The organism is Micromonospora sp. CPCC 206061, assembly GCF_036906915.1.
Classification (GTDB): Bacteria; Actinomycetota; Actinomycetes; order Mycobacteriales; family Micromonosporaceae; genus Phytohabitans.
Genome location: NZ_JBAKHX010000036.1, coordinates 53,777 through 80,665 on the forward strand (window position 1 = coordinate 53,777; position 26,889 = coordinate 80,665).

The following is a 26,889-nucleotide window of genomic DNA, read 5'->3' on the forward strand; positions in this document are numbered from 1 at the left end:
TCACGCTGACGGGCGCCCGCTGATTCGCTCCCAGTGCCAACCCGGATCGAAGGCGGTGATCTCCACGTCTACGCCCGCCTGTACCAATCGCGCGAGTGAGCCCGTCGCGCGGGCCACGAACCCGGACGCGCGGTGGGCGGCAAGCAGGTCCTGTTCGGTGAACGGCTGGCCGTCGCATCGCAGCAGCCGCAGGTCGGTGAAGCCAGCGAAGACCCGATTAAGGATCTCCACGGGTTGCGGGCTGCGGATGCTGTAGCGCACGCGGGCGGCGACGTGGCCGTGATGGTGCTGGTCGGAGTGGTGTGCGATGTCCGGGATCACGGGAGGGACGAAGTAGTCCCGGGCGACCACCGTCGGAACCTTCGGCAGGTTGCCGGCGATGAAATGCCACGAGTTGTATTGCATCCGGGCGGCCATGGACCACGCGATGTCGGCGAGGGTGCCGGTGGAGTCGCCGAAGTACTGGCTGGCCTGCGGCGCGGCCAGGACGCAACAGAAGAACTGCGGGAGATCCCATGCAGTGATGGTGGCCCAGTCCTCGTCGCGCAACGCTCGGGTCAGCGCGGGGATGGATCGCATACCGCGGCTCATCGCGAAATCGGCCTCGAATGCCAGGAGAGCGGCCTGTACGGTTTCGCAGATCAGCGCCTCGATGCCGGTCGGGAAGGTGCCGGTGGGCCGCGCCAGCCAGTCCGGTGCCGCGGCGACGCTGTCGGCCAGTTCGACCATCGTCCGGCCGGTGACCGGCAGGTGTTCGCACAGCCACGCGGTCATCGCGGCTTCACGTGCGGCGGCGGCCCGGCTCGCCGGCGCGGCGATCCTCTCGATTTTGTGCATGAGGGGACCGTGGATCTCCCGGTACAGCTGTGCGCTCGGCGCGATTTCGGCGCGGCGTCGGCGGAGATCCGCTGCGAGGCGGTCGAGGGGCGCTACCCGCGCTCCTTCCGCCGGCAGCACCGGCTCTCCGCCAGATGCGGCGTTGTACCGACGCCGGGTGCGTTCGAGTAGTTCGGCGACGTGGTCGAGGGTGAGCTGGGTGCCGTTCGCTTCCTCTATGCGCGCGTATCCGCTGGAGCGGATGAGCAGGCTCAGGCACACGACCATGACCGCGTCACTGTCGGACCACAGATCCAGCGGCATGCCCTCGAGGCTGCTCAGCGCGCAGTCGGGATGGCCTGGCCACAGAGTCTTGCCTGTCAGGTTGTTGCGTTCCCGGAAGTTGGTGTAGCGCTTGTCGTCCTGGTAAAGCACGAACGGCGCGGTACGCAGTGCTGCTTCCTTGAGCTCGCCGAGCAGGCGGTCGCGGCCCGGCTGGCCGGCTTGGGTGAGCCAATCTCGGCAGTCGGCCACCGATTGGGCTGTCTTCTCGGTCGCTCGGGCGAGCCGCTCGCGGTAGCCAGCCAGTGCCGAAGCGGACCATGGCACCCTCAGCACGCCGTCGACGAGCTGCTCCTCGTGTGTCAGGGGGCGTTGTGAAGGTACCCGCAGGACCATGCGGCCACCGGTGGTCAAACCGATCTCGCCGAGGAACGCTGGCTGGCCGACTGGCTCGGCGTCCGTCGAGGCGTCCGTCTCATCGCGCCAGGACCGACCGAACAGTGCCGCCACGGCGCATTCCTCCTCGCGCCGCAGTGCACGCAGCTGGACGTCTGCGGGCACGTGGCCGTCGAGGGTGAGCAACGTGTCCACCGCCGCCAGAGGAGTCGGGGCCGCCATCGCCCGCTCCCACACCGTGGCGAGCAGACCGGGAAAGCCCGCATCGGCGGCGAAGACCCGGTCGGGCTTGGGGGCGACGCCGGCCGCGGTACCGAGCCGGCTGGGCCGGCGGCTTTGTCTGGCCTTGACAAGCCAGGCACGGCGGGACGTGCCGTCGCGGACCGGCTCACTCATGGTGTGCTCTCCGCGGTGAGCTCGATGTGCGTCCACGTGTCATTTCCCGTCGGGCTCCAATCCTCATCGACGTAGATGCAGTCGACGGGGCACACCAAGACGCACACCGGGCACCCGGAACACAACTCCGGGACGATCACGACGTCGAGCCCTCGATCGAAGATCGCGCCGAATTCCGGCGGACAGCTCCGAACACATGTGTCACATGTGATGCATTCGGATTTCTCGATCCTTCGTGGTGGCTTTCGCCAGCTCGCATCCCTTGCGCGTGTGTCGATCCGCTCGGACCGCCCACTCTTGGCGGTGGGCGGGGTGTCCGTTCCCATGGGCATTCGTTACCCCTCCAGCGGCGTCGTCCTCAGGTCACGATAGGAAAGGTGCACGGACGCGGAAACTTCCGTTTCCACCACGGTTCTCGAACCTTTGTCGAACCCCTCAGTCCGGCGGGCCGGGTGATGTACGCCTAGCGCGATCCGGTCAACGGTCACTGTTCGACTCACGATGATCTCCACGGCGGAGCCCTTGCCCGGGTGACCTCGGATCGGTCCCCCTGAGGGGCACCATTGCGCTTGCCGGTCGCGACGGTCACGGCAGGAACGTTCGCGACGCTGCCATGAGGTGGGCAGTCGATGTTCAGCACAATCGCCTACGCGTTCGGCGACGCCGGTGAAGGGTCCACGCCACCGGTTGGCGTTGGTGGCGCGGCCGCGTCACGAGCATGACTCGGCCTTGATCCGATCGAGGATGCCGTCCCAGAGCCGGTAGCGGGCCGCCAAGGCCGCGTTGACTGTGTCCGCGCACTCCTGCCACTTGACCGCGTCGTCGCCACAGAGGTCGGCGAGCATTTGCATGGCCATCGGGGTGTGTTCCTCACCGTCGACTTCGATGTGGCGTTCGAGGTAGTCGACGAATGTATCGAGCTTGTGCCCTTGCGCTTTCACCTCGACGACGCGGGTGAACATGTCCGGAATCAGGTCCTCACGGCCGAAGGCGAACGCCGCCGCCTGGCTATGAACCGGCGCTGCCTCGATGAGGTCCCATGTCGTCTGGACGAACTCAGCCGCCGGGCGGGGCACGGGAACCGCGGTCAACGCGCGCTCCACCGGCATGCCATCACGGATGAGCCCGATGAAGGCGTTGACGATTGTCGTATCCGCACCCATCTCGGCCATGCCCTCGACGTACAGCTCGAAGTGGCTGATGAAGCCGCCCTTGAGCTCGTCGCTCTCCTCAACCAGGACGATGTCGTTGATCAGTCGCCGGCTTCCGGTTGGCCCGGATGGCACCCACGGAATCTCAATGCATGTGAGGTTGCGCTGGAGGGACTTGAGCAAGGACATGAAGTCCCACACCGCAAACACGTGGTGCTCCATGAAGAGGATGATGGCTGTGCCGGAGTCGAGGTTGGCATAGATCGGGTGGGCGATGACGCGGTTCCGCGCCTCCTCGACGGCGGACTCCAGCCGCGTGATTCCCGGATGCGTCTGGCCCCAGTCGTAGCGGGACATGGTTTCTCCTCGATCGTAACGGACAGGCCTGCTCCAGGCGGACAGCGAGCGCGAGGAATCGGTGGGTGCCTGCGGTTCGCCGGTCCCACGTCGCGCTCGGCCGGAAGGTGGGGCGGAAGGCTGCTGAGCCGTGATGCATCGGGCCCGCGTCGCCCGAACATCCCCGGCAGTCAACCGAGTCGATTGAGTGGATGCTTCTTCCGAGATCAGACTAGACACAACAGACTGCCGGAAAACACGTCCAGGATCCCGACACATCTTGAACCTTCGCCGAACGCCGCCCACGGTTCCGTCACCCGTCGTGGATCGGCTTTGGGACGTCGCAGGGCGGTTCCCGGTGGCGCACGGCACGGACTCAAACGGAACGGCCCGCGGTACGTGCGGGGAACTCGGGTTCCCCTGTTGTCGACGCCGGTTACCCGGACGTTCAACGTCCGCAGCCACGCGACCGGTCGCGGCAGGTTGATCGAGATACGCCCATTAAGCGATGTGTCCGCTCGACCAGCCAGTCGCGGCTGGTCGGCCGACAAACGCCAGGTCACGGCGGGCGATGTGTCTCGCCCATAGACAGATTGTCTTGGCCAATACTGGACTGTGTCGATTAACAGACCTTGTCCGTTGGCAGGACGTCAGGTACGAAGGACAAGTGAACCTGCGAGGGCGTAGGAGGTTCATAGGATGTTTGCGGGGGATTCCACCCTTCTCACAACGTGGTGTTGTGGCGCGCGGAAGAGATCGACAGCCAGGGGGTTGGACCCCAACATGCTGAAGGCGACGAGCTGATGTCCGCCGGTTGTCCGGACGACGACGGCTCATCGCCGGGATCGTGGTTATCGCCTCACGCGACCGATCATGTCGTCGGACGTCTCCTGCCTTGATCACGATGAGCGGCCGAGAACGGGGGAAGGTGTTGTGATCGAAGGATTGCTGTCACCGCAGGCGGCGAGGTTGTACGACCGTCTTCTCCGGGTGGGCGTCGTACGGTTGAACGGTCCCGACGATACTGGTCTCAATGGGACGGCCGTTAGGGAGCTGATCGACAAGAGCTTCGCCACGCAGTCGTCGGACGGCGACGGGTTGGTGGCCGTGTCCCCTCGCATTGCAATCGAGAACGCGCTCCTAGTCCTGGAGCGAGGGATCCTTCGTACCCACGAAACGTGCGTCAGAGCGTTAGCGTCAATGCCTGTTATGCAGGAGACCTATGAGAGGTCGCCGGGCCGCGCATCCGGCACCGACCACCGCGTTCGCATCCTCGGCCACGGGGAGTCCTCCCAGCTTCTGCTAAGCGTGCTGGAAACAGCGCGGCGCGAGGTCCTCACCTTCCAGACCGTGCCGAACCACGACCATCCCTTATGGACGGGAGTCAGCGGCACCGACCTTCCCGCCTGGCGCGAGCCGAACGGCACGGTCACCGAGCGCCTGCGGCAGCGCGACGTCCGGATGCGCTCCATCCTCGCCAAGGAGTTCTTCGACTCGCCGCACTCCCGTGCCGCGGTTGAACGGTACCGCAAACAAGGGCTCGAAGTTCGGGCCATACACGCCCTGCCGGCCACGATGGTGTTAGTCGACTCTCACACCGCGCTCCTACCACTGGATACGGGGGGCGCGACGGGTGCGGTCATGTTTCGTAGCGGCGCTACGACGGACGTTCTGCGGTCGGCCTTCGAGCTGCATTGGGAACGCAGCGTCCCACTGCTCGCGGGGGACGGCGCAGACCTGGACACACCGTCAGAGACGCAGCTCGTCATCCTGCAGCTTCTCGCGGCCGGGATGAAGGACGAGTCGATCGCGAGATACCTGCGCGTGAGTCTGCGAACCGTGCGGCGCAACATCACGTCGCTCTGCGAAAAGGTCGGGGCGCCCACCCGGTTCACGCTCGCCACGATCGCGGCCGAACGCGGATGGATCTCCCGACAGAAGTCAGCCACAAGCGTCCAGCCCGGGCCCGGCACCGCCACAGGTAGCCGGGACACGAAAGAGGGACCACGATGACAAAAACACCGCTGGTCGCGCCGTGGCCACACGAGCTGAACGAACGTATCCCCTTAGGCGGGGTACCGAGGACGACCAACGGCGAGTACCGCCACCGCGACGGAATGCCAACCGAATCGGCGATGGCAGCGCGCACGGTGGACGAACCGCCCACACCCTCTTGGACCGCACCATCGGACCGGCTCGCGACCCTGGCGAAGGTCTTGGTCGTCGACGACGACGCCGCACATCGGGATCCGCTGTCCCGCGTGCTCCGCATGGAAGGGTTCGAGGTCTCGGTCGTCTCGACCGGCGCGTCCGCCCTTGCCGAGATCGCAGCAAATGGGGCCGAGATGGTACTGATCGACCAGGTGCTCCCGGACGTGTCCGGCACCGAGCTGTGCCGGCAACTGCGGCAGCGGTTCGACGTGCCCATCATCATGGTCACGTCCCGGTCCACCGAGATCGACCGAATCGTCGGCCTAGAGATCGGCGCCGACGACTACGTCACCAAGCCCTACTCTCCACGCGAGCTGGTGGCCAGGATGCGCGCCGTTCTGCGGCGGTGGCGGCGGCCTGCGTCCGAGGAGCCACCCCAGGTGCTGGTGGCCGGACCGGTGCGAGTTGACGTGGAGCGGCACATCGTCACCTTTGCCGACACCATGGTGCGACTGCCACGCAAGGAGTTCGAGCTCCTTGAGCTGTTGCTGCGCAACGCCGGCCGGGTGCTCACTCGCCGGCAGATCATCGAGCGGGTGTGGGGCGCCGATTACGTCGGTGACACCAAGACGCTCGATACACATGTCCGGCGCCTTCGCCGGCGGCTGGAACCGATGCCGTCCCAGCCTCGGTATCTGGTAACCGTGCGCGGGATGGGTTTCCGTTTCCAGCCATAGCTGGACCGAACCCTGAACGTATCGAGCACAACGATCCATACCTATACGCGACGTATTGACGTGGACAGAGTGTATCGATAACGTCTTGGACGTCGTCGGTCCTCGAGGCCCGACAGAGGAGGCTTTGATGGCAACTCCCCGACCACGCACCGAGGCGGGCATCCCTCGATGGGTGAAGATCTCGGCGATCGTCGCTGCGGTGCTGGTCCTGACTTTCGTCGTGGTGATGCTCGTCGGTGGCTCTGGCGGTGGCCACGGTCCCGGGCGGCACTCCCCCGGTGGCAGCAGTGAGGCGCCTGCGGATGACCAGACGTCGCCTGGCCACCAACCGCCGCCTGGCCACCAGCCGCCATCAGGTGGCCACGGCTGACAACTGCCTGCTTTTGCTCGGCTCCCCTCCCCGGGTCGTTGCCCGCGGAGGGGAGCCGTTCCCTTACGAGATGGTGCCGACATTGAGGCGGGCGGCGGCATGCGTGGCGCGGATGCCGCACGCCGCCGCCCGCAGTGAGCCGATGACCGACACGGGGGGTGCCGGACATCGGCAGGCATGGAAGGTCCGATGCCAGCACCACGTCAGGACCACCAGCGTGATCCAGATGCCAACTGCCGAGAGTGAAATCCGGTACGACAGCGGGACATACATTAACCTCGAGGGCCGGGCCACGGCCGATGGTGTAGGCACCACCGCCGCCTGGCGCTGCTTGACGAGTCCGACAACGTTCCACGTCGTGCTCTTCCCGTTGATGATCAGTTGGATCCAGTCCCCAGCGCCAATGCCGGGTACCGCGGCCTTGCGGGTGATCTGGGTAAAGGAAGTGGGCAACCGGTCTCCCCCGGTGTGAGCCAGCGACCCTGCCGAAGCTTCTACCGCGACACAATCGCACCCGAGCCCGGCACCGCGATCAAGGCCAGGCTGCCGTGGCCCGCAGCCACGTCAGGCCTTCATCCCCGGACATCGTCCTCCCTCGCGACGCCGATTGGCGTCCGCAATAGTCCGCGGCCCGCATGCTGCTCGGCAGGCCAGCCACAGCCGCAGTCACAGCGTCCGACGACGCAGCCGCGCCGGCTGCACGTCGACGCCTGGGGGCGCGTTGGCCCGTCCGCTCGTCCGGTCGATCCCGGTCAGAAGGTTGGGCAGGGTCGTCTTGCCACTGCCGGCGTGGCCGACGACCGCCACGAACTCCCCGTTAGCGACCCCCAAACCTAGATGAGCCAAGGCGACGAACTCACCAGCGGTCAGACGGTATGTCTTCACGACGTCGCCGACCTCGACCACGAATCCATCGCAGATTCCCGTGCGGACGGTTGCGACAAGAATGGGCACACGCCCAGACTACATGGGCGACCGCCCATATAAGCAAGGATTCGATACCTCTCGGTGCCCTATTGTGGTTGACATTTCGCACGCCGACGTTCAAGTAACGTTCCGTTCTGCCATCGAAGATTCCCGTTCCACTATCGAGCTACGTGCAAGAATCCTCTCGTAATACAGGCGTTTCAACACAGGGGGGATGGATGAATCTACAGTGGATTAGGCGTCTTCGGCGAACAGCGGCGGTCGTGGTCACAGCGGTGGCGAGCGTCCTGGCGTTGGCGCTACCGGCGCAGGCGCATGAACCGGTAATTCTCGACGCCGGAGATGTGCTTCCGTGGAACGGGCCGCTGATTCTCGACGGGACCCAGGCTGCCGCGCTTTTCGGCACGCTGCCCAATGCCGCGGCGGTCCGCTCCGCCCAGCTGCGCATGCAGGCCGGCGACCAGCTCAATATCGCGCTCGCCGTGACGAACCTGGCGCCGGAGAGCGGCCTGGCGTCGTGGCAGTTGCCCAGGGTTCTGGTCGTCGCTCCGAATGGCAGTTCCACCGTGCTCAATCCAACGGTTCGAGTTCCGTTTACCGTCGGAGGGATGCAGCTGCTCCGGCTGCGTGAGTACTCGACGACCGCGATTGTCGGCACGTACTCATTGGTGGTGAGCGGGGCGGCGCCCGCGCGGTTCCTGGTTTCGACCGGCGTTGAGGGGGTGGACCTCGAAGACCTCGAGCGGGCTACGATCGCCACGCCGGCTCAGGTCGCGGCTTGGTACAACACCGCGCCGTAGTAGTCCATAGCGGCAGGCCGCCTCCCAAGGGAGGCGGCCTGCCGTTATGGGCGGGTGAAGGCGAGCACGACGTTGTGCCCTCCAAATCCGAAGCTGTTTGACAACGCGGCGGCGACGTCCGCTCGGCGAGGCGCGCTGCTGACGAAATCCATCGACAGCGTCGGGTCCGGCGTTGTGAGGTTGATGGTCGGGGGGATGGTTCCGGTGCTGACGGACTGGACGGCCGCGACCGCTTCGATCGCGGCGGAGGCACCGAGGGCGTGGCCGGTCTGCGACTTGGTCGACGACACGGGCACCCGCTTGGCGGCCGTTCCCAAGGCCCGCTGCAACGCCCGCACCTCTGCCTCGTCGTTGAGCACGGTAGCGGTACCGTGGGCGTTGATGTAGGAGATGTCATCCGGCGTCAGTCCTGCGTTCCGCAGTGCGGCCTCAACGGCCCGGCGAGCGCCGTCGCCGTCGGACGCGGGAGCGGTGACGTGGAACGCGTCCGTCGTGCGTCCGTAGCCGGCGATTTCGGCGAGCGCATGGGCACCGCGTCGGGCGGCGTGGTCTGCTGCCTCAATCACGAGAATGGCGGCTCCCTCGGCGAGGACGAATCCGACCCGGTCGGCGCTGAACGGTCGGCTAGCGGCATGCGGCGTGTCAGTCGGAGGGGCCAGGGCCCGTGTGCCGGCGAATCCCGCGAGGACCATGGGGACCAGTGGTGCCTCGGCACCACCCGCCAGCACGACGTCCGCCTCGCCGCTGCAGATCATCTGACATGCCGCCACGATCGCTTCGGCTCCTGCGGCACACGCCACGACCGGCGTTGACGTCGGTCCCATACACCCGTACTCGATGGCCACGAGGGCGGTGGCACTGTTGCACATAGCTTTGGTAACGGTCTTTGAGGACAGCCGTGCCGGACTCGCCTGGGTCATGGCGGTCGCGCTGTCCTGCCATGTCTGGGCTCCACCGATCCCGGTCCCGATGACGACCCCCATGCGGGAGCGGTCCAGCGCGGCCGGCTGCAGGCGGGCGTCGGCTACGGCAAGTTTCGCCGCGACAAGGGCTAGTTGCGCGCAGCGGTCGGTGCCCAGGGCGAGCCGGCGGGACGCTTCGTGTTCGGGTGGCAGGTCGATCTCGCCAGCCGCGTAGCACTCAGTGCCGCCGATCGTGAACCGCGTCAGATGCCGAGTACCGCTGGTGCCGGCGAGTTGTGCCCGGTGAAACGCCTGCGCTCCGATCCCGATGCTGGTGACCGGTCCGAGTCCCGTGACCAGTACCCGTGTGGGTTTCACTGGGTGGCCAACCGCCGACGCACCTGGGCTGCCACCTCTCCGACGGTTGCCACATCGGCGATCAGCGTGGATTCGATCTGCTCGCCGAGCTCGTCCTGCAGGGCCGCGACGAGATCGATCGCGTCCAGGGAGTCCAGGCCGAGGTCATCGCGTAGGTGTGCATCCGGTACCACCGCATCGGCGTCCACACCGAGCGTGTCGGACAGAACTCGACGGATCATTCGCAGCGCGTCATCATTGTTCATCAGGTGCTCCTTGGCGGGATCGGTTTCGGGCTGGACGCTCGGACTCAACGCGCGGCCAGATCTGCGTAGTGGGACAGGTTGGCGGCGACGTCCGCCACGGCTTCGACGAACCTGTCGGCCTCGTGCTCGGCCAGGACCAGCGGTGGCTGGATCCGCAGCACCCGGTGCCGGTTGGCGGTCACGAAGGTCAGGATCCGGTGGCGGGCGGCCAGTTCTCGCACGAATCGCAGGCACAGCAGATCCCCCAGCGCCGACTCGACCGCCGCGGCTGCCTGGACAGCGGCCGCCCGCGTCTCGTCGTCGAGTAGATCGACCACCTGGTGCAGGTCGCCTGGAAGTCGGGTCAGCACGTCGTCCAGCGCCGCACCGAGCGCACCCGAGAGGTCCGTATCGAACGCGATCGCGTTCATCATCCCGATGCCACGGATCTCGCCGATGAAGGAGTACCGGTCGGCGACCTCATTCAGTCCTCGCCGCAGCACCGCTCCCAGCTTCGCGGCGTGCGCCGGCAAGTCCTGCGCTGCCAAGGCATCCAGCGTGGCCAGCCCGGCCGCAGCGGCCAGATTCCCACCGCCGAACGTGGAGGTGTGAAGCGTCGAGCGCCCGGTGCTGCCGTACGCGGCGTCCCAAACCGCGGATGAGCTGAGCGTGGCGCCGATGGGCACCAGCCCTCCGGACAACGACTTGGCCAGACAGAGCACGTCAGGTTCCAGGTTCCAGTGCTCAGAGGCGAAGAGGGCGCCGGTGCGACCGAGACCGGTCTGGATCTCGTCGACCACGAACACCGCACCCGCCGCGCGGCACAGCTGCTGCGCCGCCGGCAGGTATCCGTCCGGTGGCAGGATGACCCCGCCCTCCCCCAGCACGGGCTCGACGACGAACGCCGCGGCGCCGTCCAAGGCGGCGGCGAGCGCTCGCAGGTCGCCGTACGGCACGCACACGCATTCGCCGACGAGTGGACCGAACGGTGTGCGGTGGGCCTGCTGGCCGGTGACCGACAATGCGCCCAAGGTCTTTCCGTGGTAACTGTTCTCCACGTACACCAGTCGGTGTCGGCCGGTGGCCGCGCGGGCGAGCTTGAGCGCCGCCTCCACCGCTTCCGCGCCAGAGTTGCTGAAGAAGACCCGGTCCAGTCCGGCCGGTGCCAGGTCGCACAATCGCTCGGCCAGCTCACTGGCGTGGACGGGCATGGACACGTACTGCACGAATGTCGGTGCCTGCGCGTCCAGGAAGGCGCGCACACGGTCAACAACGGCCGGCGGGTTGTGGCCGAGGTTCAGGCAACCGTAGCCGGCGACGAAGTCAAGGTATGGCACGCCGTCGGCGGTGACGAGCGTGCATCCCCGCGCCGAAGTGAACACATTGTCCAAGCTGTGTTCGCTCAGCAGTTCGGCCATGGGTGGGTTGAGGTGCCGGCGGAACCGGGCGGCCGTCGCACGGGCCAGGGCGCCACCCGTGGTGGCGCCCCGCGCGGCGTCGGCGGCCGCCGACGCCGGCACGGTGCTTCGGATACCGTGCCGGGGGCCGAGGCGGGCGACGTCGTCGTCGCTGACGGTCCGGCCGTAGCTCGCGAGCGGCACGGGCGCGAGGCCGTGCCGGCGGGCCAGGTCGCCGATCTGCAACACCCGATGCGGGCTCAGCTCCCGGCCGAGGGAGAAGGACTCGGCGCGCCCTTCCAGGGCTAGCACGATCGTCTCGGCGAGACAGGCGTTGAGCAGCCGGGTCGGTGCGATAGGACCGTCGTCGACCCGGAAGCCCTCGTCGATTGGGGAGATGAGCCCTCCGTCGAGCACGAGGATGTCGTCGCGGCCGCCGCCACCCGACGGTTCTGGCACATCTCGGGGTAGGGCGACGTCCAGCACCAGCGAACCGGGGCGCAGCATGGCCGGGTCGATCAGTCCGCCGGTCGTGGACGCCGCGACGAATAGCCGACCGCGTTCGTACGCCTGCCCGGGCTCGGACAGCAGCGTTACGCGCCTATGGGTGTCCGGTGGCAGGTACCGCAGTAGTACGTCGCGGCTGCGGGTGCCAGGCCGGTGCACCGCATCGACCCGGTGCCCGTCGGCGAGCAGCAGCCGGGTCAGTGCGAGCGCGATCGAGCCCGGGTAGCCGACGACCGTGACGGGCTGTTCGCCGGCAGGCCGGCCGAGCAGCTCGGCGACCCGGCCGAGCACGGCGTACGCCGCGTAGGCGGTCAACGAGTTACCGCTGGTGACCGCGGTCCCAGTGCGCGCGGCGACCTGTTGACCGCGGTGGCCGATGATGGAGGTGGCGCCGCCCAGACCCACGATGGATGCGCCGTCCGCAGCCAGCGCTGTCACCTCGCGCGTGACCACCTCCATAGCCGCGCGCTGGTGTCGGAGCAGGTCCTCGGCGACGTAGGGCAGGTACCGCACTTCGCCGGAGCAGCGGGCCCCAGCCGCCGAGGTTATGTTCCGCAGCACCGGCAACGAGATGTGGTCGCCGGACGCACCGGATCGGCGGTGCGGCCAGCCCGGCCGGTCGGCCAGGACGTCCGCGACCAGGGCTGCGGTTCGGACGAGGTTGCGTTGGCCCGTCGAGACCGGATGCGCCAGGAAACCGAACTTCACGGCCGCCACCCGCGGGCGGACAGCAGGCTGAGGCCATCGCCAGCGTTTGTATGCCCCAGCAGGACCGAGTACAGGTTGACCGTGGATGGCTCGGTCAACTGGCTGGCCAGCCGCAGTGGGTCCACGTCGTCGAGCCGGTGATGGCTAACTCGCACCGTTCCGTACATCCGGCTCCAGTCGTCGTCGAGGAGATTGAGCACGGTGGTCTGTCCGACGGTGGGCTGGCGATCCCGCGCCTCGCGGTAGCTGCGGATGATCGAGTGACCGCCGTTGAGCAGTCGGAAAACGCTAAGATTGCCGCGCAGCCGGTGGCCGTCCAGACAGATCTGTTGCAGGACGGTAGGCACGATGTCCGGCACCAGCGCGGCCGCGCCGTCGCCGACGAAGGCAAGCACGTTGCCGTCACGGGTCAAGGCGATCGTCGGCACCGCCTGCAGGGCGTCGCCCATCAGGGCTCGCCCATACCATCCGGAGAAGCCGGGGCCGGTGCGAGTAAGGTTCCGCACCGCAGCGGCACCGCCGCGACCTACGTCGTAGACGCCGGTGTACCGGTACCCGCGCTCCTTGATCAGGGCTTCGATCACGCGGTTTAGGTGGGTGAAGAAATAGCCGGGCGTCATCGGCCGGATCGGCACGCCGGCAAGCGGGTCCGCGGCCGTCCGCGTGCGCCCGATGGCGGCCCGCCGCTGTCGGAGCACGTCGACGTCCACGTCGAGTCGCGCGGCCAGCAGGCGCAGGAACCCGCCGAGCTCACCCAGGATCGGGTGGTCGGCGAACGGGGCCAGGTGATCTCGGACGTCGGTCACCTGCACGATGCGCAGCCCGTGCTGCAGCACCCGGTTGGAGAACGGTGTGCTGACCTCGGTGATACGACTGGCGAGGAAGAACAGCGCCTGGCTGTTCTTCGGCTTGAGCCGGCCGTCCTCGTACAGGTAGTCGAGGATCCGGTCGGAAGATCCGTAGAGGCCCAGCGTTCCCAGGTAGTTGGGCACTTCGGTGCCGTCCCGGTGCGCGCACACGGTGCCCGGTCGGGCCAACGAGTCGGCCAGCGCGGCCCCGGCTCGGTCGGCCACCGAGTACAGCAGGTCCACGTCGTCCGGCGGCAACGCTCCGACCTGCCACAGCAGGGTGGCCGGCTCGTGGTTGACCATCCGGAGCACGGTCTCGACCTGGTCATCCGGCCCGACCCGGGTCGCAGCGATCGCCGGCGCTGGCGGTGCCGGCGCGGGTGCCGGTCCGCGGGCCTGGAGCACCGACGCGGTGGCCAGCAGGACCACTGGTCCCTGCCCCGCGTCGTAAGCGGCGTACGCCTGCTGCAGGTCCGGCTCGAGGCGGTCGGCCCGGGACAGGTAGACCGTCTTGAGCCGGCGGGCGCGTAGCACGGCCCGGGAGTCCTCTGCAGCGTGCACCGTGCCCTGGAATGGAAACCAGCGGTCCTCGGCGGAGTCGGCGCAAACGACGAAGCCACGGGCTCCGGCCTGGCGCAGGTTGGCCAACGTGCCGCGGAACTCGTCGACCATTCCGCTGGTGACTACGATCAGGAACGGGGCCTGGTCGAGCATCCATCGGGCCAGAGCGCCACACGCGAGGCTGTGTTCGCTAGGTCCGCGCAGCACTGGGTTGCCGGCGGCCCGCGCGCGGCGTTCCAGGTCGGCGATAAGCCCGGAGACCACTGAGCCCGTGTACGACCACAGCGCCCAGCCCGAAGCAGCCCGCGTGGTGAGGAAATCGTGCAGCCCGGCGGCGAGGATGCCGTCCGTGTCACCCGTTCCAGGCCGTGCCGTGACCTGGGCGAGCCGGACCTCGGCAAGATCGGCGATGGCTGCGACGATATCCGCCGCGAGCACCCACGGCTCGACCGGTAGCTGTCGCAAGGTGTACGCGGCCACCGGTTGCACCGGCGACTTGGCCGCGTCGCGGTAGACGTACGTGCCGCACGGTGAGAGCTCCGGCCGTAGCTGCGCGGGCCAAAGCCGGCTCGCCTGCTCGACAGCCGCGCCACCCAGCGGCCACTCCGGCTCCGGGCCACCACCGGCGTCGGCATCCACGACGAACAAGCGGGCGTCAGGCAGGTACGGGCCGGCGCGCGCCGGCACCTCGTCCAGCGCGCCGGCATGCACGAAACGGATCCGCACGCCCGGCAAGTGACGGTCGAGATAGGCACGCGCCGGCGCCACCACCTCTCGGTACTCGCGCCGCTGCGACATGCCGGCCGGCACGGCACCATCGTCGACCACCGTCCGGCCGCCGCTGACGATGGTCAGGTCGTGCACTGCCCGCGCGACTGCCGCGCGAAACCAAGGCCGGGCGCTGACGCAGACGACCGCGAGCTCCGCCGACGGCGCGGTGGCGGCACGGACGACGGACGCGGACATGTTGCTCATCGCTCCCCTATCCCGATGCGGGCGTGCAGGCGCCGCAGCGGTGCCGGTGCCCACCAGTTGGCCCGCCCGGCCAATCGCATGACGGCCGGCACCAGGATGCCGCGGACCAGGATGGCGTCCACGAGCACGGCCATCGCCAGTGCGACGCCGAGTAGTTTGAGCACCGATAGCCGCGACGTCGCCAGGGCGACGAGCACCGAGGCGACGACCAGCGCGGCCATCGTGATGACCCGACCGGTCTGGCGCATGCCAACGACGACCGAACGCCGGTTGTCGTCGTCTCGCAAAAACTGCTCCCGGATCCGGGACAGCAGGAACACCTCGTAGTCCATGGACAGGCCGAAGGCGACGCAGAACACCAGGATCGGAATGGTCAGCTCAAGGTAGCCGGTGGCGGTGAAGTCGCCGACCAGCCAGGCCAAGTGGCCGTCCTGAAACACGTACACCATCACCCCGAACGTCGCCGTAAGGCTCAGAACGGTCAGCAGCAGCGCCTTGACCGGGACGAGCACGCTCCCCGTGAACAGGAAGAGCACGACCAGCGTGCTCACGCCGAGGATGGCCAGCACCCACGGCAGCCGCCCACCGACGACGTCTCTGGCGTCCACCAGCGTTGCCGTGGCACCACCGACCAGGGGCGGCGCGGGCGCGGGCGCGGCCCGTAGCGCACGGACCGCCGCCAAGGCCCGGTCGGAGTAGACCGGCTGATCAAGGACCAGCCGCAGATACGAGTTGGCCCGCGATGACATCAACGCCAGCGACTGGTCGGGCGGCGCCTCCTGACCACCAGCCACGAATCGTCCAGCGGCGCTGTCCACGTACGCGACGTCGGCCACTGCAGACAAACGACTGGCATATGTCCGCACGTCAGCCACCCGGCTGGCGCCGATGCCCGGCAACACGACCGTGACCGCGTCAACAGCGGCCGCATCGAACTCCGCCTTCAGCGTGGCCTCGCCACGCGCCGCCGGAGCTGACGCCGGCAGGACGCGGGCGTCGGCGAGGCCGAACCGTACTCCGGCGAAGGGCAGCGCCAGTAGGACCAACACGAGCGCGACTGAACCGCCGATCAGTACCGGCCGGTTCATGACCCGCTCGGCCAGCCAGCCCCACCATCGCTCGGACCTAGCTGGCCGGATGCGGCGCCGAGGTCCGCGGGTGAGCAGTCGTGGACCAAACGCGGCGAGTAGCGCGGGCAGGACGACGACCGACGCCACGGCCCCGAACGTCACGACCAGGATCGCGGAGTACGCGATGGAGCGAAGGAAGAACAGTGGATACACCATCAGTGCGGTCAGCGACAACGCCACGGCGGCCGCCGAGAACAGGACCGTCCGGCCGGCCGTACTGACCGCCACCACCACGGCCTCGGCGTGCTGCCGCCCGTAGGCGACCTCCTCTCGGTACCTGGTGACGACGAAAAGGCTGTAGTCCACCGCCAGGCCGAATCCGAGCACGGTAGCCACGTTCAGAGCGAACACCGACACGTCAGTAACCCCGGCCAGCGGCTCGAGCACCGCCAGGGCACCGGTGACGGCGACGACTCCGATCGCCGCCGGCGTGCCTGCGGCTACCACGGATCCGAACCCGATCAGCAGAATGACGATCGTCAACGGTGCGGCCAGCAGTTCGGCGCGCACGAGATCACGTTCGCTCTGTTCAATGATTTCGCGGTTGACCGGACTCTCGCCGGTGGCCGCCAGCGTAAACGGCCCACGATGCCGCTCCAGGTCGGTGAGCACCGCCGGGACCGCGTCCTGTCGCGCGTCCTCAGATCCGGCGAGGCGCACGAGCAGCAACGCTGACTTGCCGTCATGGGAACGCAGCAAGGGCGATGCACTCGGCCAATAGGACTCCACCGAGGCGACATCCGCCCGCCGGTTCAATGCCTCGACCAGCGCAACCCCCGCGGCAGCGCTATCCGGGTCGTCGACTGAGCGCGTCGCGGACGCGATGACCACCAGATCGGGATTGCCCGCGTGGAATTCGGCCGCCATGAACCGCGCCGCTCGCTCGGACTCCGCGTCCTGGGGAATATAGCCACCGTTACGCAGCCGATCGGACAGATCAGCACCAGAGACACCGGCCAGCACGGTGAACACCAGGCTGACAAACAGCACCGTCCATTTGCGCCGGACCGCGAAGGTGACCACCCGGACCAGCAGCGGACGCGATCGAGCGCCCTGCGGAGCCACAGGCGTGGACTCAGGTTGATCGACTGTGGTGGCCATCCGGTACGCCGCCCTTCGAGGCGCGAGTTTCCGCACGGCGTCGCCGCCGGCATCGGGTGAAGCGTAGGCGGACCCGAACGCGCCTCGCAGGGTTTTGTCGACGATATGACTCGACCGCGACAAGATGTATCGAAAGTGTGGGCCGTGGTGAGGCCCTGTTGATTGCACGGCACGAACGGACAAAAGGTCGGTACGCTGGCTGTACGTGATCCGTCCGATCGCCGATGACCAGACACAGACGCGCCCGGCGCAGGTGACGATTGGGCCGCTCTGCTGATACGGCTGCATTTGGCTGAGCGCGCCCTCGCTGGTGACCGGCTTGACGCGAGCCATGTTGAGTCTTTGCGCAACGGGCCGGGCCTGACCTGGCCACCCATTGCTTAGCTGAGGGTCTCATCGATCCACCGCCGCGCCGACAGCGCGGCCCGCCCACGCGTCGTGGGTGGCGAGCCGGACTAGTTCCTCCTCGTTGTGGGTGACCCGTCCCATTGCCCAACGCAGCATCGGCGGAGCCATTAGCGAGGTGACGATGGCTACCAGGACGACGATGGTGTATGTGGCGGTGTTCAGCACGCCCAGCCGCAACCCGGTCATGGCGACGATCACCTCGATGACACCGCGCGCATTCAGGCCGGCACCGAGGGCAACCGCCTCCCAGTTGCTGAGGCGGCTGAGTTTCGCACCGACGTAGGCGCCGACGAACTTGCCGATGACGGCCAGCGCGAGGACTGCCACCGCGGCCAGCGCGATCTCCGGTCGACGAAGCTCGCTGAGGTCCATCCGCAGTCCTGCGGTAGCCATGAAGATGGGCGCCAACACGGACAGCACCACGGTTCGTAGGGGTGCCAACTTGCGCTGGTCGGCGGCGCGTGGCGCACCGATGAGAATGCCGACGACGAACGCACCGAACACAGCCTCCATTCCCAGTGAGTGCGTCGCCACGGCGCCGAACATCACGAGCACGAAAGCGGCGGCCATGGTGGGACCTGACTCGCTGGAACGTCCCGCGAATCGCATCGCGCCGCCGACCAGCGGTCGTCCGATGAGGACGGCGAGCACCACGAACCCGATGAGGTAGGCCGCCGAAAGCGACACCTTGCCTGCGGTGACGCCAGCTGTCGCGGCGGCGGACACGATGGACAGCAGGAACCAGCCAACGGCGTCGTCCATCGTGCCGGCAGCGAGTGTGAGCTGGCCGATATCTCGATGTAACAGACGCATGTCAGTCAACGTCTTGGCAATCACCGGGATCGCTGAGACGCACATGGCAACGCCGAGGAAGAGCGCGAACACCCAACGCTCGGTATCTCCGGCCATCAACGACGCCGGCAACACGGTACCCGCCGCGATCCCGAGTGCCAGTGGGATGATCAGCCCGCCTAGGCTCACCCGCACCGCGCTGGTGCCGCGCCGTCGAAGCATGCTGACGTCAAGGTGGCTGCCAGTGACGCCGACTAGCAGCAGCACGCCGACCTGGCCGACCGCATCGAGCAGGTGCATCTGGTTTGAGTCAGACGGAAACAGCCAGGCGGTGAACCCGGGGGCGAGGTTGCCGAGCAGCGACGGTCCGAGGATGACACCGGTGAGAAGCTCGCCCACGATGGCCGGCATTCCGAGTCGTTCCGCGAGCTGCCCGAGCGCCAGGGCCAGCAGAAGCAGCAGTGCCAGCTGAAGTAGAAACACCAGGAGCTGATGAGGACCAAGCGGGGGCACCGGAGCGGCGAGGACAACATCGGTCATGGCACGTCTCCTCCAGAACGTGAGGTGAGCAGCCTGCCGGGAACCCGGCTGCTGGAGCTGGGTTCCCGACGTGTGGGGGCGTCGCCGCGGAGGCGAGGTGGGCCGTGATGGCTGCCAGGCCCTCAGCGGGCCTGAAGCTCCCGCTGTCGCTCGCCGTGGACAGGGCATCCGTAAAGGCGGTCATACTTGCCGAACAGATCCCAGCCCGGCTCGGCTCGGAGCCGGTTGACGAACGGGTTCGTGTCGGTCCAGAAGTCGCCGTTGAGTGTGCGTACACGCCACTTCTCGTGGATGCCCGACTCCCGGAACATCTGCTGGATGAACCGGCCCATCACGGGTGCCCGGTTGTCGTAGACCGCCCGGATGAGCCGGTAGTACGTCTCGTAGCCGGTCTTGAAGAAGGCCCCGTAGCGCTCGGCGACGTCCGCCTCGCGCTCCTCTCCGGTCAGGCACTTGATGGTCTCCTCGGCCGCCCGCCGTCCGGTCACGAGGGCGAGGTAGACACCGGCGGAGAAGACTGGATCCGAGAAGCAGCCCGCGTCACCGATGATGAAGAAGCCGGGCCCAGCAAGTGTGTTGGCGTGGTACTCGAAGTTCTGCTCGCCGGACAACTCGCGGTAGACGTTGGTCCCTTCGATCCGCTCCTCGATCCGCGGCAGTCGCTTCAGGTGCTGGGCGTATAGATCCTCCGGCCGGAACTCCCGCAGCAGAGACGCTGGCATCATCGCGCCGACGGAGATGACGTCCTTGCGGATCGGGATGGCCCACAGCCAGCCGTTCTCGTGCACACCGATCTGTGTGTCGCCCTCGTACCCCGGGTTCCGCGACTCGTCCAGGTTGCCGAAATGCTTGTAGACCGCCGCCATTTTCAGGTTGGCGTCGCTCGTACGCAGCCCGAGCCCGCGGGCGAGCACACCCGCTCGCCCGCTCGCATCGATGACATACCTCGCGGACGCTCCCCGCGTTTCACCCTGGTAGGTGTACTCGACACCGGTGACTCGTCCATCCTCCTGGATCAGGCGGCCCACCTTCGCCTCCTCCAGGACGGTCGCGCCGGGCTGCTCCGCGGCGGAGTCGAGCAGAAGCTTGTCGAAGTCGGCGCGCTCGACCTGGTAGGTCCACTTGCGGTAGCCGTCGCCGATGTCGCCTAGGGCCGCCCGGCGCAGGAAGCCGTCGCTTCCGGACAGCTCTAGCCCGAGCTTGATCGGAAAGCCCTCTTCGCCGAGCTTGTGCAGCACACCCAGCTGCTCTAGGACGTCCGCGGTGTACGGCAGCAGTGACTCTCCAATGTGGAACCGCGGGAACTTGTCCCGTTCGAGCAGCAGCACGGTGTAACCCGCCTTCGTCAGCGTGATCGTGTAGGACGATCCGCTCGGGCCGCCACCGATCACGATCGCGTCGTAGTCCGTTCCCCTGCCATTGCTCACCGGTTAACTCCTCACGCTAGTCATGGCCTGTCGGTTATCTCCACGACGGCGCACGCCGCCTCCATGCCGGGTGCGTCGCTGAACATCAGCACCCTGTCCCCCACATCGACCTCGCGCTGACGCCAGAGGTATTCGAGCCCACGTATCTGATCGAGCGGCCCGGCGTGGCCAACCCGCCGCGTGAAGTTCCAAATCCCGCGCTTGTCCTCAACCCCGATCGGGTCGAGGAACATGTCCCGGATGGCCCATCCGTTGAAGCCGTCGTGAACCACCCGCGCCACGTCGTCGATGGCCGTGTCCGCCTCGGCCAAGGTGCGCTGGACTGTGTCGGCGAGAACGGAGGCGAAGTCAACTAGTGTTGGCATCCCGCCGGCCGACTGGAGGTCGCGGACGTATTGCGTCCGTTCCCGAAAGTTCAACTTCGCGCCAACGGTCAGGCCGGGCGGAAACAAGGGCTCGGATCCACGGTGACGTACCTCGAGCTCCGGGTCGGACGCGCTGCCGATCGCCAGCACCCGTGCGAACCCGGGTCGCTTGGACAGCACGACCGCGCCGCCACCGTCGGCTAGGACGAACAGGTTTGAGGCCCGCCAACGGTCCACCGTCGGCGTGCCGAAGTTGTCGGCACAGGTCAGCAATGCGGCCCTACGGGCGGCGCCCGAACGCAGGTAGCAGATGGCCAGGTCGAGGCTGGTCAAAAAGCCGATACAACCGTTGCGAATCTCCACGGACGTGATCGATTGCCGTACAGTGTGTCGGTTGATGTAGTGCTGTGCCGACCAACCGTCCGGTCCCTGGGGGTGGACGCTGCTGTGGAACAGCGCATCGACGTGTTCGCCAGGCTCACCAAACTGCGCCAGTGCGACGCGTGCTGCCTCGACCGCGAGATCTGGCGCCGGGATGTCGCCCGCGACGGAGACGGACTCCAGCCCGCTACGCGTCCGCTCGTCCGCGTCATACCAACCGTTCGCGACCGCCTCAGCAACTCCTACCAGGTCAGTCGTGGCGATGCCGATACCCGAAATATGGATATCGTCGACCTTCATCTCGCCCCATCCCGCGCTGATTGCCGTCTCCGGACCGATCGTCGGGAACGTTAGGCGCCTGGATTGACACCGCTATCCAACGAATATCGAACGACTGTCGAACCTGTCCGGCCGGGCGCATGCGTCGGGGAACGAACGCGCGAGAAATAGATCAACTCGAAGCTGCCCGCCGACCGGTGTCGTCCGGTAGCCGACCGAGAGTCGCACCGGGCAATCCCACACGCTGTGCCCCGTTGGACCAGTCCTTGCCAGGCGGCAGTGGCGCCATCAAGACGCCGCAACTGCGGTCGCGCGCTCGCAGCTATCCGGCACGGGCCCACGCAACTCATCGCCCGCGACCACAACCAACACCACGATGACAGCGATGTTGACGAACGGCCTGACCCAGCGGCGACGCTCAGCGCCCCGGCCGTCGCGGTGCCGAGCGGTCACCCCCGGCATTGGCCAGGAACGGACCGAAGCGCGGATTTCACGAGACAGCCGTCGGCCTCTAACGAGCCGTCCCTTCCCGCTGAGCGGACGGCGCGGCACGACGCGGACCGGCGGGCACAACCGCCGCGACGACCCGATCGAACGTCTCGTGCGGATCCACGCCGTGCGTGCGGGCAGACATCACCAAGTGATGGATGGTGGCGACGAGGGCCAGCGCCACTGGCCCAGTGTCGACCGTGGGCGGAAGCCGCCGTAGACGCTTCTCGGAGTCGAGGTAGGTGACGACCAAGTGCTCCAGGTCGGCTAGCGACGGCGAATGGTGACCGCTGCTCTGCCTCAACCGAGCCGCCAGCGTGGGCCGGTGGGTGACGATCGCGTGCGCGGCCAGGACGGGTGGCTGGAACAGCGCGGCCGCGGCCGCGCTGAGGTTATGCCACACAGTGTCCTGCCCAGCACGTAAGGGAAGTTCAGCCATGCCGTCCAACGCGTTGCGGAACCGTGTCAAGACGAACTGCAGGAGGAAGCCGTCGAGGTCAGAGAAGTGGTTGTGCAGCACGCCCTTGGCGCAAGCGGCCTCTGCGGTGATCGCACGGCTGGACAGGCCAGCGGGTCCGTCGCGGAGCAGGAGTCGCTCCGCCGCCGCAAACAGTCGTTCATGAAGCTCGGGGATAGCTACGCCGCGCGGCACGCCTTTATCCTTCTCCCGTTCCGGACCGCCAGAGACCACTTGCAGGTATGGGCAGGCGCCCATATAGTATGGGCGCCTGCCCATACTAGCTGAACATCTACGGTAGGAGTACCGGCATGACGGTCTTCCACCTTGTTACGCCTCCGTGCGCGTGTTGGGCCGTGCTACCCAGCCGCATCGCCGCCTCCGTCAGCTGGCCCGGCACCATCCTCGTTGCCCAAGGTGGCACCGTCGCGGGCATGACGAGTCGGGACGCCCGGTCGGTTCACACGATCTTCCAACCGCCATTGCTGACGGCGTCGCGGCCCTTCTGCTGCCGCTCGCGGGCCACCACCGCTGTCCGTATTCGAGCGCAGTGGAGTACGGCAGCGCGGTCTCCGCATCCCCGGGAGGAATTGATGTGCCAACGAACGGTGAGCGTGGGTCCGTGAGTGGGTTAGACCGTGGACAGCTCGTGGAACGAGTCCGGGAATCGCACGCGCGCGAGCGCGGATTGATCGACGGCCTGACCGATGACGAAGTACGCGCGCAGTCCGCTCTGCCGGGCTGGACCCGCGGTCACGTCTTGGCGGCCCGTCTGGCCTTCGTGCGGGCGGCGGACCGACAAATCGCGTACGCGCTGGCGGGGCTGCAGATCGACTTCTACGACGGCGGCCGGAAGGGTCGGGACGCGGCCATCGCGGCCAATGCTGACAGACACGCGGACGACCTCGTCGTCGAGATGCACCAAGCGACCAGAACGCTGGACCATGCATGGTTGCGGCTCGCCGACTCCGATTTCGACCGGCGGGTCCGCTACCGCCACGGCGGCACCCTCTACGACCTCCTCAAGGCCAGCTGGCGGGAGGTCGAGGTGCACTGTGTCGACCTGAACCTCGGCGTCCGGCCTTCCACCTGGCCCCCTGAGCTCTGCGATCAGCTGTTCGAGTTCCTCGCCCCACGCGTCCCAGATGGCGTCCAAGTCAAACTAAACACGCCGGACGGCAGGCACTGGACACTAGGCCGAGGTGGCCTGGTGCAGATCACTGGGGGGCACGCGGACCTGGCGGCCTGGTTGGCCGGCCGGCAGCCCGAGGGTCCGCTGCACTCCTCCACCGGGACGCTGCCCGACCTGCGACGCCTTCCTGGCGCCTAAGCCGGTTAGGAGACAGGCCGGGCGTAGGTTGAACGGCCCGGACGCGTCGCCGGATCCCACGGCTGTGAGAGAGATTGACCTAGCGGGCGGCGAGCCCCAGCATCATGGGAACGCCGCTGCCCCCCGTTACCTTTTTGATCGTCCCCAGCCGGGGACTGCTCGGTCGCCCGGCTCGGTATGACCTACCGCCCCTGTCGTATCCATGATCCGGGGGTGTTGTCGCCGGGCCGGGTGGCGTCGGCGGACCGCTGATAGGGACCCGGCCACCCCAGCTTGGGGTAGGTCTCCTCGTAACGTGGCTGCCGGCAGTCCGGCGCCTACCAGCGACCGAGCCACGACGGCGGCGAGGAGGCCAGGCGTGCACGACGGGTACGGCATCTGTGTAGGACTCGACGTCGGCAAGGAAGGACATTCATGGCCGCCCCTTTCCGCCTGGCGTCCGTTCACCCCGAAGCCTAAGTTGGGCAGGCTCAGGATGGCCGCAGAGCGGCGGTCATGGTGGCGGCAACCGCCTCGCCGGCCTGGCGTTCGTCGAGGCGGCCGGCGTTGACCTCGTCGGCGGCGGCGTGCAGCAGCGCGTAGTACGTGGCCACCAGCCAGTCGGTTGGCAGGTCGGTGCGGATGTCGCCGCCTTCCTGGCCGCGCGCGATCACCTCCTGCACGCGATGCATCACCCGGTCGTGGTGGGCGCGCAGCCGTTGCGGGCCAAGGTGGCGCTGCCCGGCGACCATGAGCTGCCGGTGCTGGTTGAGGATGTGCCACGACGATGCGGCCAGTCGGGCGAGGGCGGTCGGTGCCGACCCGGCATCCAGGTCGATCGCGTCAAGCGCCCGGTCGGCGCGTGTGATCGCTTCTGCGACGACGGCGTCGACCAAGGCTTCCTTGGTCGGGAAGTGCCCGTACAAGGTGACCCGGCCGACCCCGGCGGCGCGCGCGATCTCGACGATGTTCACCTCAGGACTGCGGTTCAGGCTGGCCAGCGCGGCGTCGAGGATGGCCGCGATGCTGCGCCGGGCGTCGGCCCGCCGCCGTTCGGGCATGGGCTCGCCGGCGGCGCCCGACTCGGTCGCCGCCGGACCGCGCCGGTTAGTCACAGAGGCCATGAGGATCAGGTTACGGGGGTCAGTGCGCGAACACCGGGCCGTCGCCGACCGGTGTCCGGCCGGCTGGCAGGAACGCGGCCAGCACCAGGGCGGCAGCCACTGATGCCCCGGCGCATGCCCAGTACGCGCTGGTGAAGCCGCCGATCGACGCTGCGCCACCGAGGGCGTCGATGCTGCCGCTGGCGATGGCGGACACGACCGCGACTCCGAGCGCCGCGCCCAGTTCGTGCGCGGTGTTGACAGCGCCGGAGGCCATGCCAGCGTGGTGGGCGTCGATCCGGGCCAGCGCGGTGGTGGTGGCGGTCACGAACCCGGCGCCCAGACCGGCGGCGGCCAGCACGAACCCGGGCAGCATCCCTACCCACGCGTTGGTCCCCGCGTCCACGCGGGTGAGCATCGCGAAGCCCACCGCCGCGGCGCCGAACCCGGCGGCGGCGACCGGACGGGCCCCGACCCGGCCGACCAGTCGCCCGGCCAGGTGCGCCCCCACGCCGGTCGCGACCGCGACCGGCAAGAACAACAGCCCGGTAGCCAGCGCCGACATACCCAGCAGGTGTTGCGACAGCAGCGAGCTGAGGAAGAAGCCGGAAATCAGCAGCGCGGAGGCGGCCAGCATGGTCGTGACTCCAGAAGCCATCGGCCGCTGAGCGAGCAGCCCCAGCCGCACCAGCGGCGCTGGCGACCGCCGCTGCACGACCACGAACGCCGCGTACAGGACAGCGGCCACGGCGACCGCAACCAGCCAGCCGTCCTCGCCGGCCCGCACCAGGCCGTAGATCAATGCTCCCGTCGCGGCCGTGACCAGCAGCGCCCCCGGTACGTCCACCCGGCCACCCTGCCGCCCAATGGCGGCTACGGTGGCCGGAACCAGGACGGCGACCATGACACCGACTGGCACGTTGACGTAGAACACCCACTGCCAGCCCGGTCCGGACGTCAGCACCCCGCCCACCAGCACGCCGGCCGCCGCACCCGCGCCGCCCAGCGCCGCCCACACCCCCAGCGCCCGATGCCGTTCCGGCCCGTGGAAGGTCGTGGTGATGATCGACAGGGCGGCCGGTGACAGCAGCGCCGCCCCGACGCCCTGCGCCGCCCGTGCCCCGACCAGCACGTTTGCGTCGCCGGCAAGCCCCGCGGCCAGCGAGGCTGCGGTGAATATGACGAGCCCGGTCAGGAACATGCTCCGCCGCCCCAGCAGGTCAGCCAGCCGGCCGCCCAACAGCATCAACCCGCCGAAGCACAGCGTGTACGCGGTCACCACCCACGTCAACGCCGCCCGGTCCAACCCCAGGTCGGCGGCCATTTCCGGCAGCGCCACGTTCACCACTGTGACGTCGAGGATCACCATGAACTGCGCCACGCACAGCAGCGCCAGCGCCCGCCACCGGCGTGCACTCGGCGGCGCCGTAGCGGATTCGGCGTGAGTTTGAGCCATCAGATTCACCCATAACTTGAACATCCTTGTTCGGATTAAGGTACCCCTCCGGCACACAGAAGTCGAACAGAGGCGTTCGAGTTACATGACGGGAGGTCGAGATGCCCGAGAAGAGGGCCATTGATCGACGGCCTCATAGCGGCGGTCGGGCTGTCTCTCCCGGAAGTGGGTGACCGTCCTCGATCAGTCACCGGGGGTTCGTGCCGGTCGGTGCCATGATCGGGCTGGCACCGAACGCGATGCGAGCCCTGGACTGGCTCGAGCGGACGCATTGCGCGGCGTAGCCACAGGCGAAGATCGCTTCACGCGCCACAGCCTGGTTGGCGCGACGGCAGGCGCACCGTCACTACGAGCTCGTTGGGACTGCGCATACAGCCAAGGCCATCTCGGCGACGAAATGCGGCGCATCTGTCGGATCGAGCCGCCCGCTTGCCACGTCGGTGGCTGCGCCGTGCAGGATGTGGTGCAAGACGCTGGCTAGCAGGTCGGCCGGAATGTCGGCTCGGAAGACGCCGTCGGCCTGGCCCCGGCGGATCAAGTCATGAACCCGCTGCTCCGGCTTGGCATGCAGCTCGTGCACGCGACCCGGGGGCAGGGTGGCCTGCGCCGCCTGCAGGACCGAGGCGGCCTGGGCGATCAACAGCCACCCGGATTCCATGAGCGCCCGCAGCCCGTCGCGGGGATCGCCCCCCAGGTCGATGGCCGCCAACACCTCGTCCCCCTGAGCCAGCAGTCGGATCAACGCGGCTTCGACCAGGGCCTCTCGGGACGGGAAGTGCCCGTACAGGGT

21 protein-coding genes are annotated in these 26,889 nt (G+C 67.8%); 5 read left to right on the forward strand and 16 right to left on the reverse strand.

What is annotated here, in order from left to right; genetic code table 11:
- From V6V89_RS23290 to V6V89_RS23300, 3 genes are all read right to left on the reverse strand, one after another.
- Complete coding sequence (locus V6V89_RS23290; RefSeq protein WP_334621378.1) at nucleotides 1-1,890, reverse strand: hypothetical protein; 1,890 nt, start codon at nucleotides 1,888-1,890, stop codon at nucleotides 1-3.
- Nucleotides 1,887-2,222 carry an ATP-binding protein gene (locus V6V89_RS23295; protein ID WP_334621379.1) on the reverse strand — a complete coding sequence of 112 codons (336 nt, stop codon included), beginning with the start codon at nucleotides 2,220-2,222 and terminating at the stop codon, nucleotides 1,887-1,889. Before V6V89_RS23295 ends, V6V89_RS23290 begins: the two co-directional genes overlap by 4 nt.
- Before the next feature lie 378 nt (nucleotides 2,223-2,600).
- Nucleotides 2,601-3,398: a DUF3050 domain-containing protein gene (locus V6V89_RS23300; protein ID WP_334621402.1), complete on the reverse strand. Its 798-nt coding sequence runs from the start codon at nucleotides 3,396-3,398 to the stop codon at nucleotides 2,601-2,603.
- 1,188 nt (nucleotides 3,399-4,586) lie between these two features.
- Between V6V89_RS23300 and V6V89_RS23305 the strand changes: the two genes are divergently transcribed.
- The 3 genes from V6V89_RS23305 (at nucleotide 4,587) to V6V89_RS23315 (ending at nucleotide 6,635) form a co-directional block, all read left to right on the forward strand.
- Entirely contained in the window at nucleotides 4,587-5,390 is an 804-nt protein-coding gene (locus V6V89_RS23305) for a helix-turn-helix transcriptional regulator (protein ID WP_334621380.1), read from the forward strand.
- A 191-nt stretch (nucleotides 5,391-5,581) separates the two neighbouring features.
- Nucleotides 5,582-6,265 (forward strand): response regulator transcription factor, encoded by a 684-nt coding sequence (locus V6V89_RS23310; RefSeq protein WP_334621403.1) that lies wholly within the window; start codon nucleotides 5,582-5,584, stop codon nucleotides 6,263-6,265.
- Nucleotides 6,266-6,392: 127 nt separating this feature from the next.
- Nucleotides 6,393-6,635: a hypothetical protein gene (locus V6V89_RS23315; protein WP_334621381.1), complete on the forward strand. Its 243-nt coding sequence runs from the start codon at nucleotides 6,393-6,395 to the stop codon at nucleotides 6,633-6,635.
- Between the two features lie 666 nt (nucleotides 6,636-7,301).
- Here the strand turns inward: V6V89_RS23315 and V6V89_RS23320 are convergent.
- A complete protein-coding gene (locus V6V89_RS23320; RefSeq protein WP_334621382.1) occupies nucleotides 7,302-7,589 on the reverse strand; it encodes an ATP-binding cassette domain-containing protein in 288 nt (95 codons plus the stop codon).
- A gap of 248 nt (nucleotides 7,590-7,837) precedes the next feature.
- On the opposite strand from V6V89_RS23320, the gene V6V89_RS23325 reads away from it, so the two are divergent.
- A complete protein-coding gene (locus V6V89_RS23325) occupies nucleotides 7,838-8,362 on the forward strand; it encodes a hypothetical protein (RefSeq protein ID WP_334621383.1) in 525 nt (174 codons plus the stop codon).
- A gap of 44 nt (nucleotides 8,363-8,406) precedes the next feature.
- Here the strand turns inward: V6V89_RS23325 and V6V89_RS23330 are convergent, their stop codons facing one another.
- From V6V89_RS23330 to V6V89_RS23370, 9 genes are all read right to left on the reverse strand, one after another.
- Complete coding sequence (locus V6V89_RS23330) at nucleotides 8,407-9,642, reverse strand: beta-ketoacyl-[acyl-carrier-protein] synthase family protein (protein ID WP_334621385.1); 1,236 nt, start codon at nucleotides 9,640-9,642, stop codon at nucleotides 8,407-8,409.
- Complete coding sequence (locus tag V6V89_RS23335; RefSeq protein ID WP_334621386.1) at nucleotides 9,639-9,887, reverse strand: acyl carrier protein; 249 nt, start codon at nucleotides 9,885-9,887, stop codon at nucleotides 9,639-9,641. Before V6V89_RS23335 ends, V6V89_RS23330 begins: the two co-directional genes overlap by 4 nt.
- Before the next feature lie 44 nt (nucleotides 9,888-9,931).
- Nucleotides 9,932-12,478: an aminotransferase class III-fold pyridoxal phosphate-dependent enzyme gene (locus tag V6V89_RS23340; RefSeq protein WP_334621387.1), complete on the reverse strand. Its 2,547-nt coding sequence runs from the start codon at nucleotides 12,476-12,478 to the stop codon at nucleotides 9,932-9,934.
- The gene (locus V6V89_RS23345; RefSeq protein WP_334621389.1) at nucleotides 12,475-14,862 is read right to left on the reverse strand and encodes a hypothetical protein; all 2,388 of its coding nucleotides are present in this window, start codon (nucleotides 14,860-14,862) and stop codon (nucleotides 12,475-12,477) included. The genes V6V89_RS23340 and V6V89_RS23345 overlap by 4 nt, the downstream gene beginning before the upstream one ends.
- Nucleotides 14,859-17,093 carry an MMPL family transporter gene (locus tag V6V89_RS23350; RefSeq protein ID WP_334621390.1) on the reverse strand — a complete coding sequence of 745 codons (2,235 nt, stop codon included), beginning with the start codon at nucleotides 17,091-17,093 and terminating at the stop codon, nucleotides 14,859-14,861. The genes V6V89_RS23345 and V6V89_RS23350 overlap by 4 nt, the downstream gene beginning before the upstream one ends.
- A 393-nt stretch (nucleotides 17,094-17,486) precedes the next feature.
- Complete coding sequence (locus tag V6V89_RS23355) at nucleotides 17,487-18,833, reverse strand: cation:proton antiporter (protein ID WP_334621392.1); 1,347 nt, start codon at nucleotides 18,831-18,833, stop codon at nucleotides 17,487-17,489.
- A gap of 122 nt (nucleotides 18,834-18,955) precedes the next feature.
- Entirely contained in the window at nucleotides 18,956-20,260 is a 1,305-nt protein-coding gene (locus V6V89_RS23360) for an NAD(P)/FAD-dependent oxidoreductase (protein WP_334621393.1), read from the reverse strand.
- A 20-nt stretch (nucleotides 20,261-20,280) separates the two neighbouring features.
- On the reverse strand, nucleotides 20,281-21,306 hold the full coding sequence (locus V6V89_RS23365; protein ID WP_334621394.1) for a ketoacyl-ACP synthase III family protein: 1,026 nt from the start codon (nucleotides 21,304-21,306) through the stop codon (nucleotides 20,281-20,283).
- A gap of 490 nt (nucleotides 21,307-21,796) precedes the next feature.
- Nucleotides 21,797-22,426: a TetR/AcrR family transcriptional regulator gene (locus tag V6V89_RS23370; protein ID WP_334621395.1), complete on the reverse strand. Its 630-nt coding sequence runs from the start codon at nucleotides 22,424-22,426 to the stop codon at nucleotides 21,797-21,799.
- A 427-nt stretch (nucleotides 22,427-22,853) separates the two neighbouring features.
- Here V6V89_RS23370 and V6V89_RS23375 point away from each other — a divergent pair, with 427 nt between their 5' ends.
- Nucleotides 22,854-23,561: a maleylpyruvate isomerase family mycothiol-dependent enzyme gene (locus V6V89_RS23375; RefSeq protein WP_334621396.1), complete on the forward strand. Its 708-nt coding sequence runs from the start codon at nucleotides 22,854-22,856 to the stop codon at nucleotides 23,559-23,561.
- 470 nt (nucleotides 23,562-24,031) lie between these two features.
- Here the strand turns inward: V6V89_RS23375 and V6V89_RS23380 are convergent, their stop codons facing one another.
- From V6V89_RS23380 to V6V89_RS23390, 3 genes are all read right to left on the reverse strand, one after another.
- Entirely contained in the window at nucleotides 24,032-24,664 is a 633-nt protein-coding gene (locus tag V6V89_RS23380) for a TetR/AcrR family transcriptional regulator (RefSeq protein ID WP_334621397.1), read from the reverse strand.
- A gap of 19 nt (nucleotides 24,665-24,683) precedes the next feature.
- On the reverse strand, nucleotides 24,684-26,099 hold the full coding sequence (locus tag V6V89_RS23385; RefSeq protein WP_334621398.1) for an MFS transporter: 1,416 nt from the start codon (nucleotides 26,097-26,099) through the stop codon (nucleotides 24,684-24,686).
- A gap of 346 nt (nucleotides 26,100-26,445) precedes the next feature.
- Nucleotides 26,446-26,889, reverse strand: a 444-nt coding sequence (locus tag V6V89_RS23390; RefSeq protein ID WP_334621399.1) for a TetR/AcrR family transcriptional regulator, incomplete at its 5' end; no start/stop codon positions are given.

Excerpts from the sequence above, each read along its gene's own strand:
- V6V89_RS23345 (WP_334621389.1), bottom strand. The coding sequence starts at position 14,862 with ATGAGCAACATGTCCGCGTCCGTCGTCCGTGCCGCCACCGCGCCGTCG.
- V6V89_RS23295 (WP_334621379.1), bottom strand. The coding sequence starts at position 2,222 with ATGCCCATGGGAACGGACACCCCGCCCACCGCCAAGAGTGGGCGGTCC.
- V6V89_RS23290 (WP_334621378.1), bottom strand. The coding sequence starts at position 1,890 with ATGAGTGAGCCGGTCCGCGACGGCACGTCCCGCCGTGCCTGGCTTGTC.
- V6V89_RS23355 (WP_334621392.1), bottom strand. The coding sequence starts at position 18,833 with ATGACCGATGTTGTCCTCGCCGCTCCGGTGCCCCCGCTTGGTCCTCAT.
- V6V89_RS23385 (WP_334621398.1), bottom strand. The coding sequence starts at position 26,099 with ATGGCTCAAACTCACGCCGAATCCGCTACGGCGCCGCCGAGTGCACGC.
- V6V89_RS23335 (WP_334621386.1), bottom strand. The coding sequence starts at position 9,887 with ATGAACAATGATGACGCGCTGCGAATGATCCGTCGAGTTCTGTCCGAC.
- V6V89_RS23305 (WP_334621380.1), top strand. The coding sequence starts at position 4,587 with ATGCAGGAGACCTATGAGAGGTCGCCGGGCCGCGCATCCGGCACCGAC.
- V6V89_RS23365 (WP_334621394.1), bottom strand. The coding sequence starts at position 21,306 with ATGAAGGTCGACGATATCCATATTTCGGGTATCGGCATCGCCACGACT.
- V6V89_RS23380 (WP_334621397.1), bottom strand. The coding sequence starts at position 24,664 with ATGGCCTCTGTGACTAACCGGCGCGGTCCGGCGGCGACCGAGTCGGGC.
- V6V89_RS23300 (WP_334621402.1), bottom strand. The coding sequence starts at position 3,398 with ATGTCCCGCTACGACTGGGGCCAGACGCATCCGGGAATCACGCGGCTG.
- V6V89_RS23315 (WP_334621381.1), top strand. The coding sequence starts at position 6,393 with ATGGCAACTCCCCGACCACGCACCGAGGCGGGCATCCCTCGATGGGTG.
- V6V89_RS23350 (WP_334621390.1), bottom strand. The coding sequence starts at position 17,093 with ATGGCCACCACAGTCGATCAACCTGAGTCCACGCCTGTGGCTCCGCAG.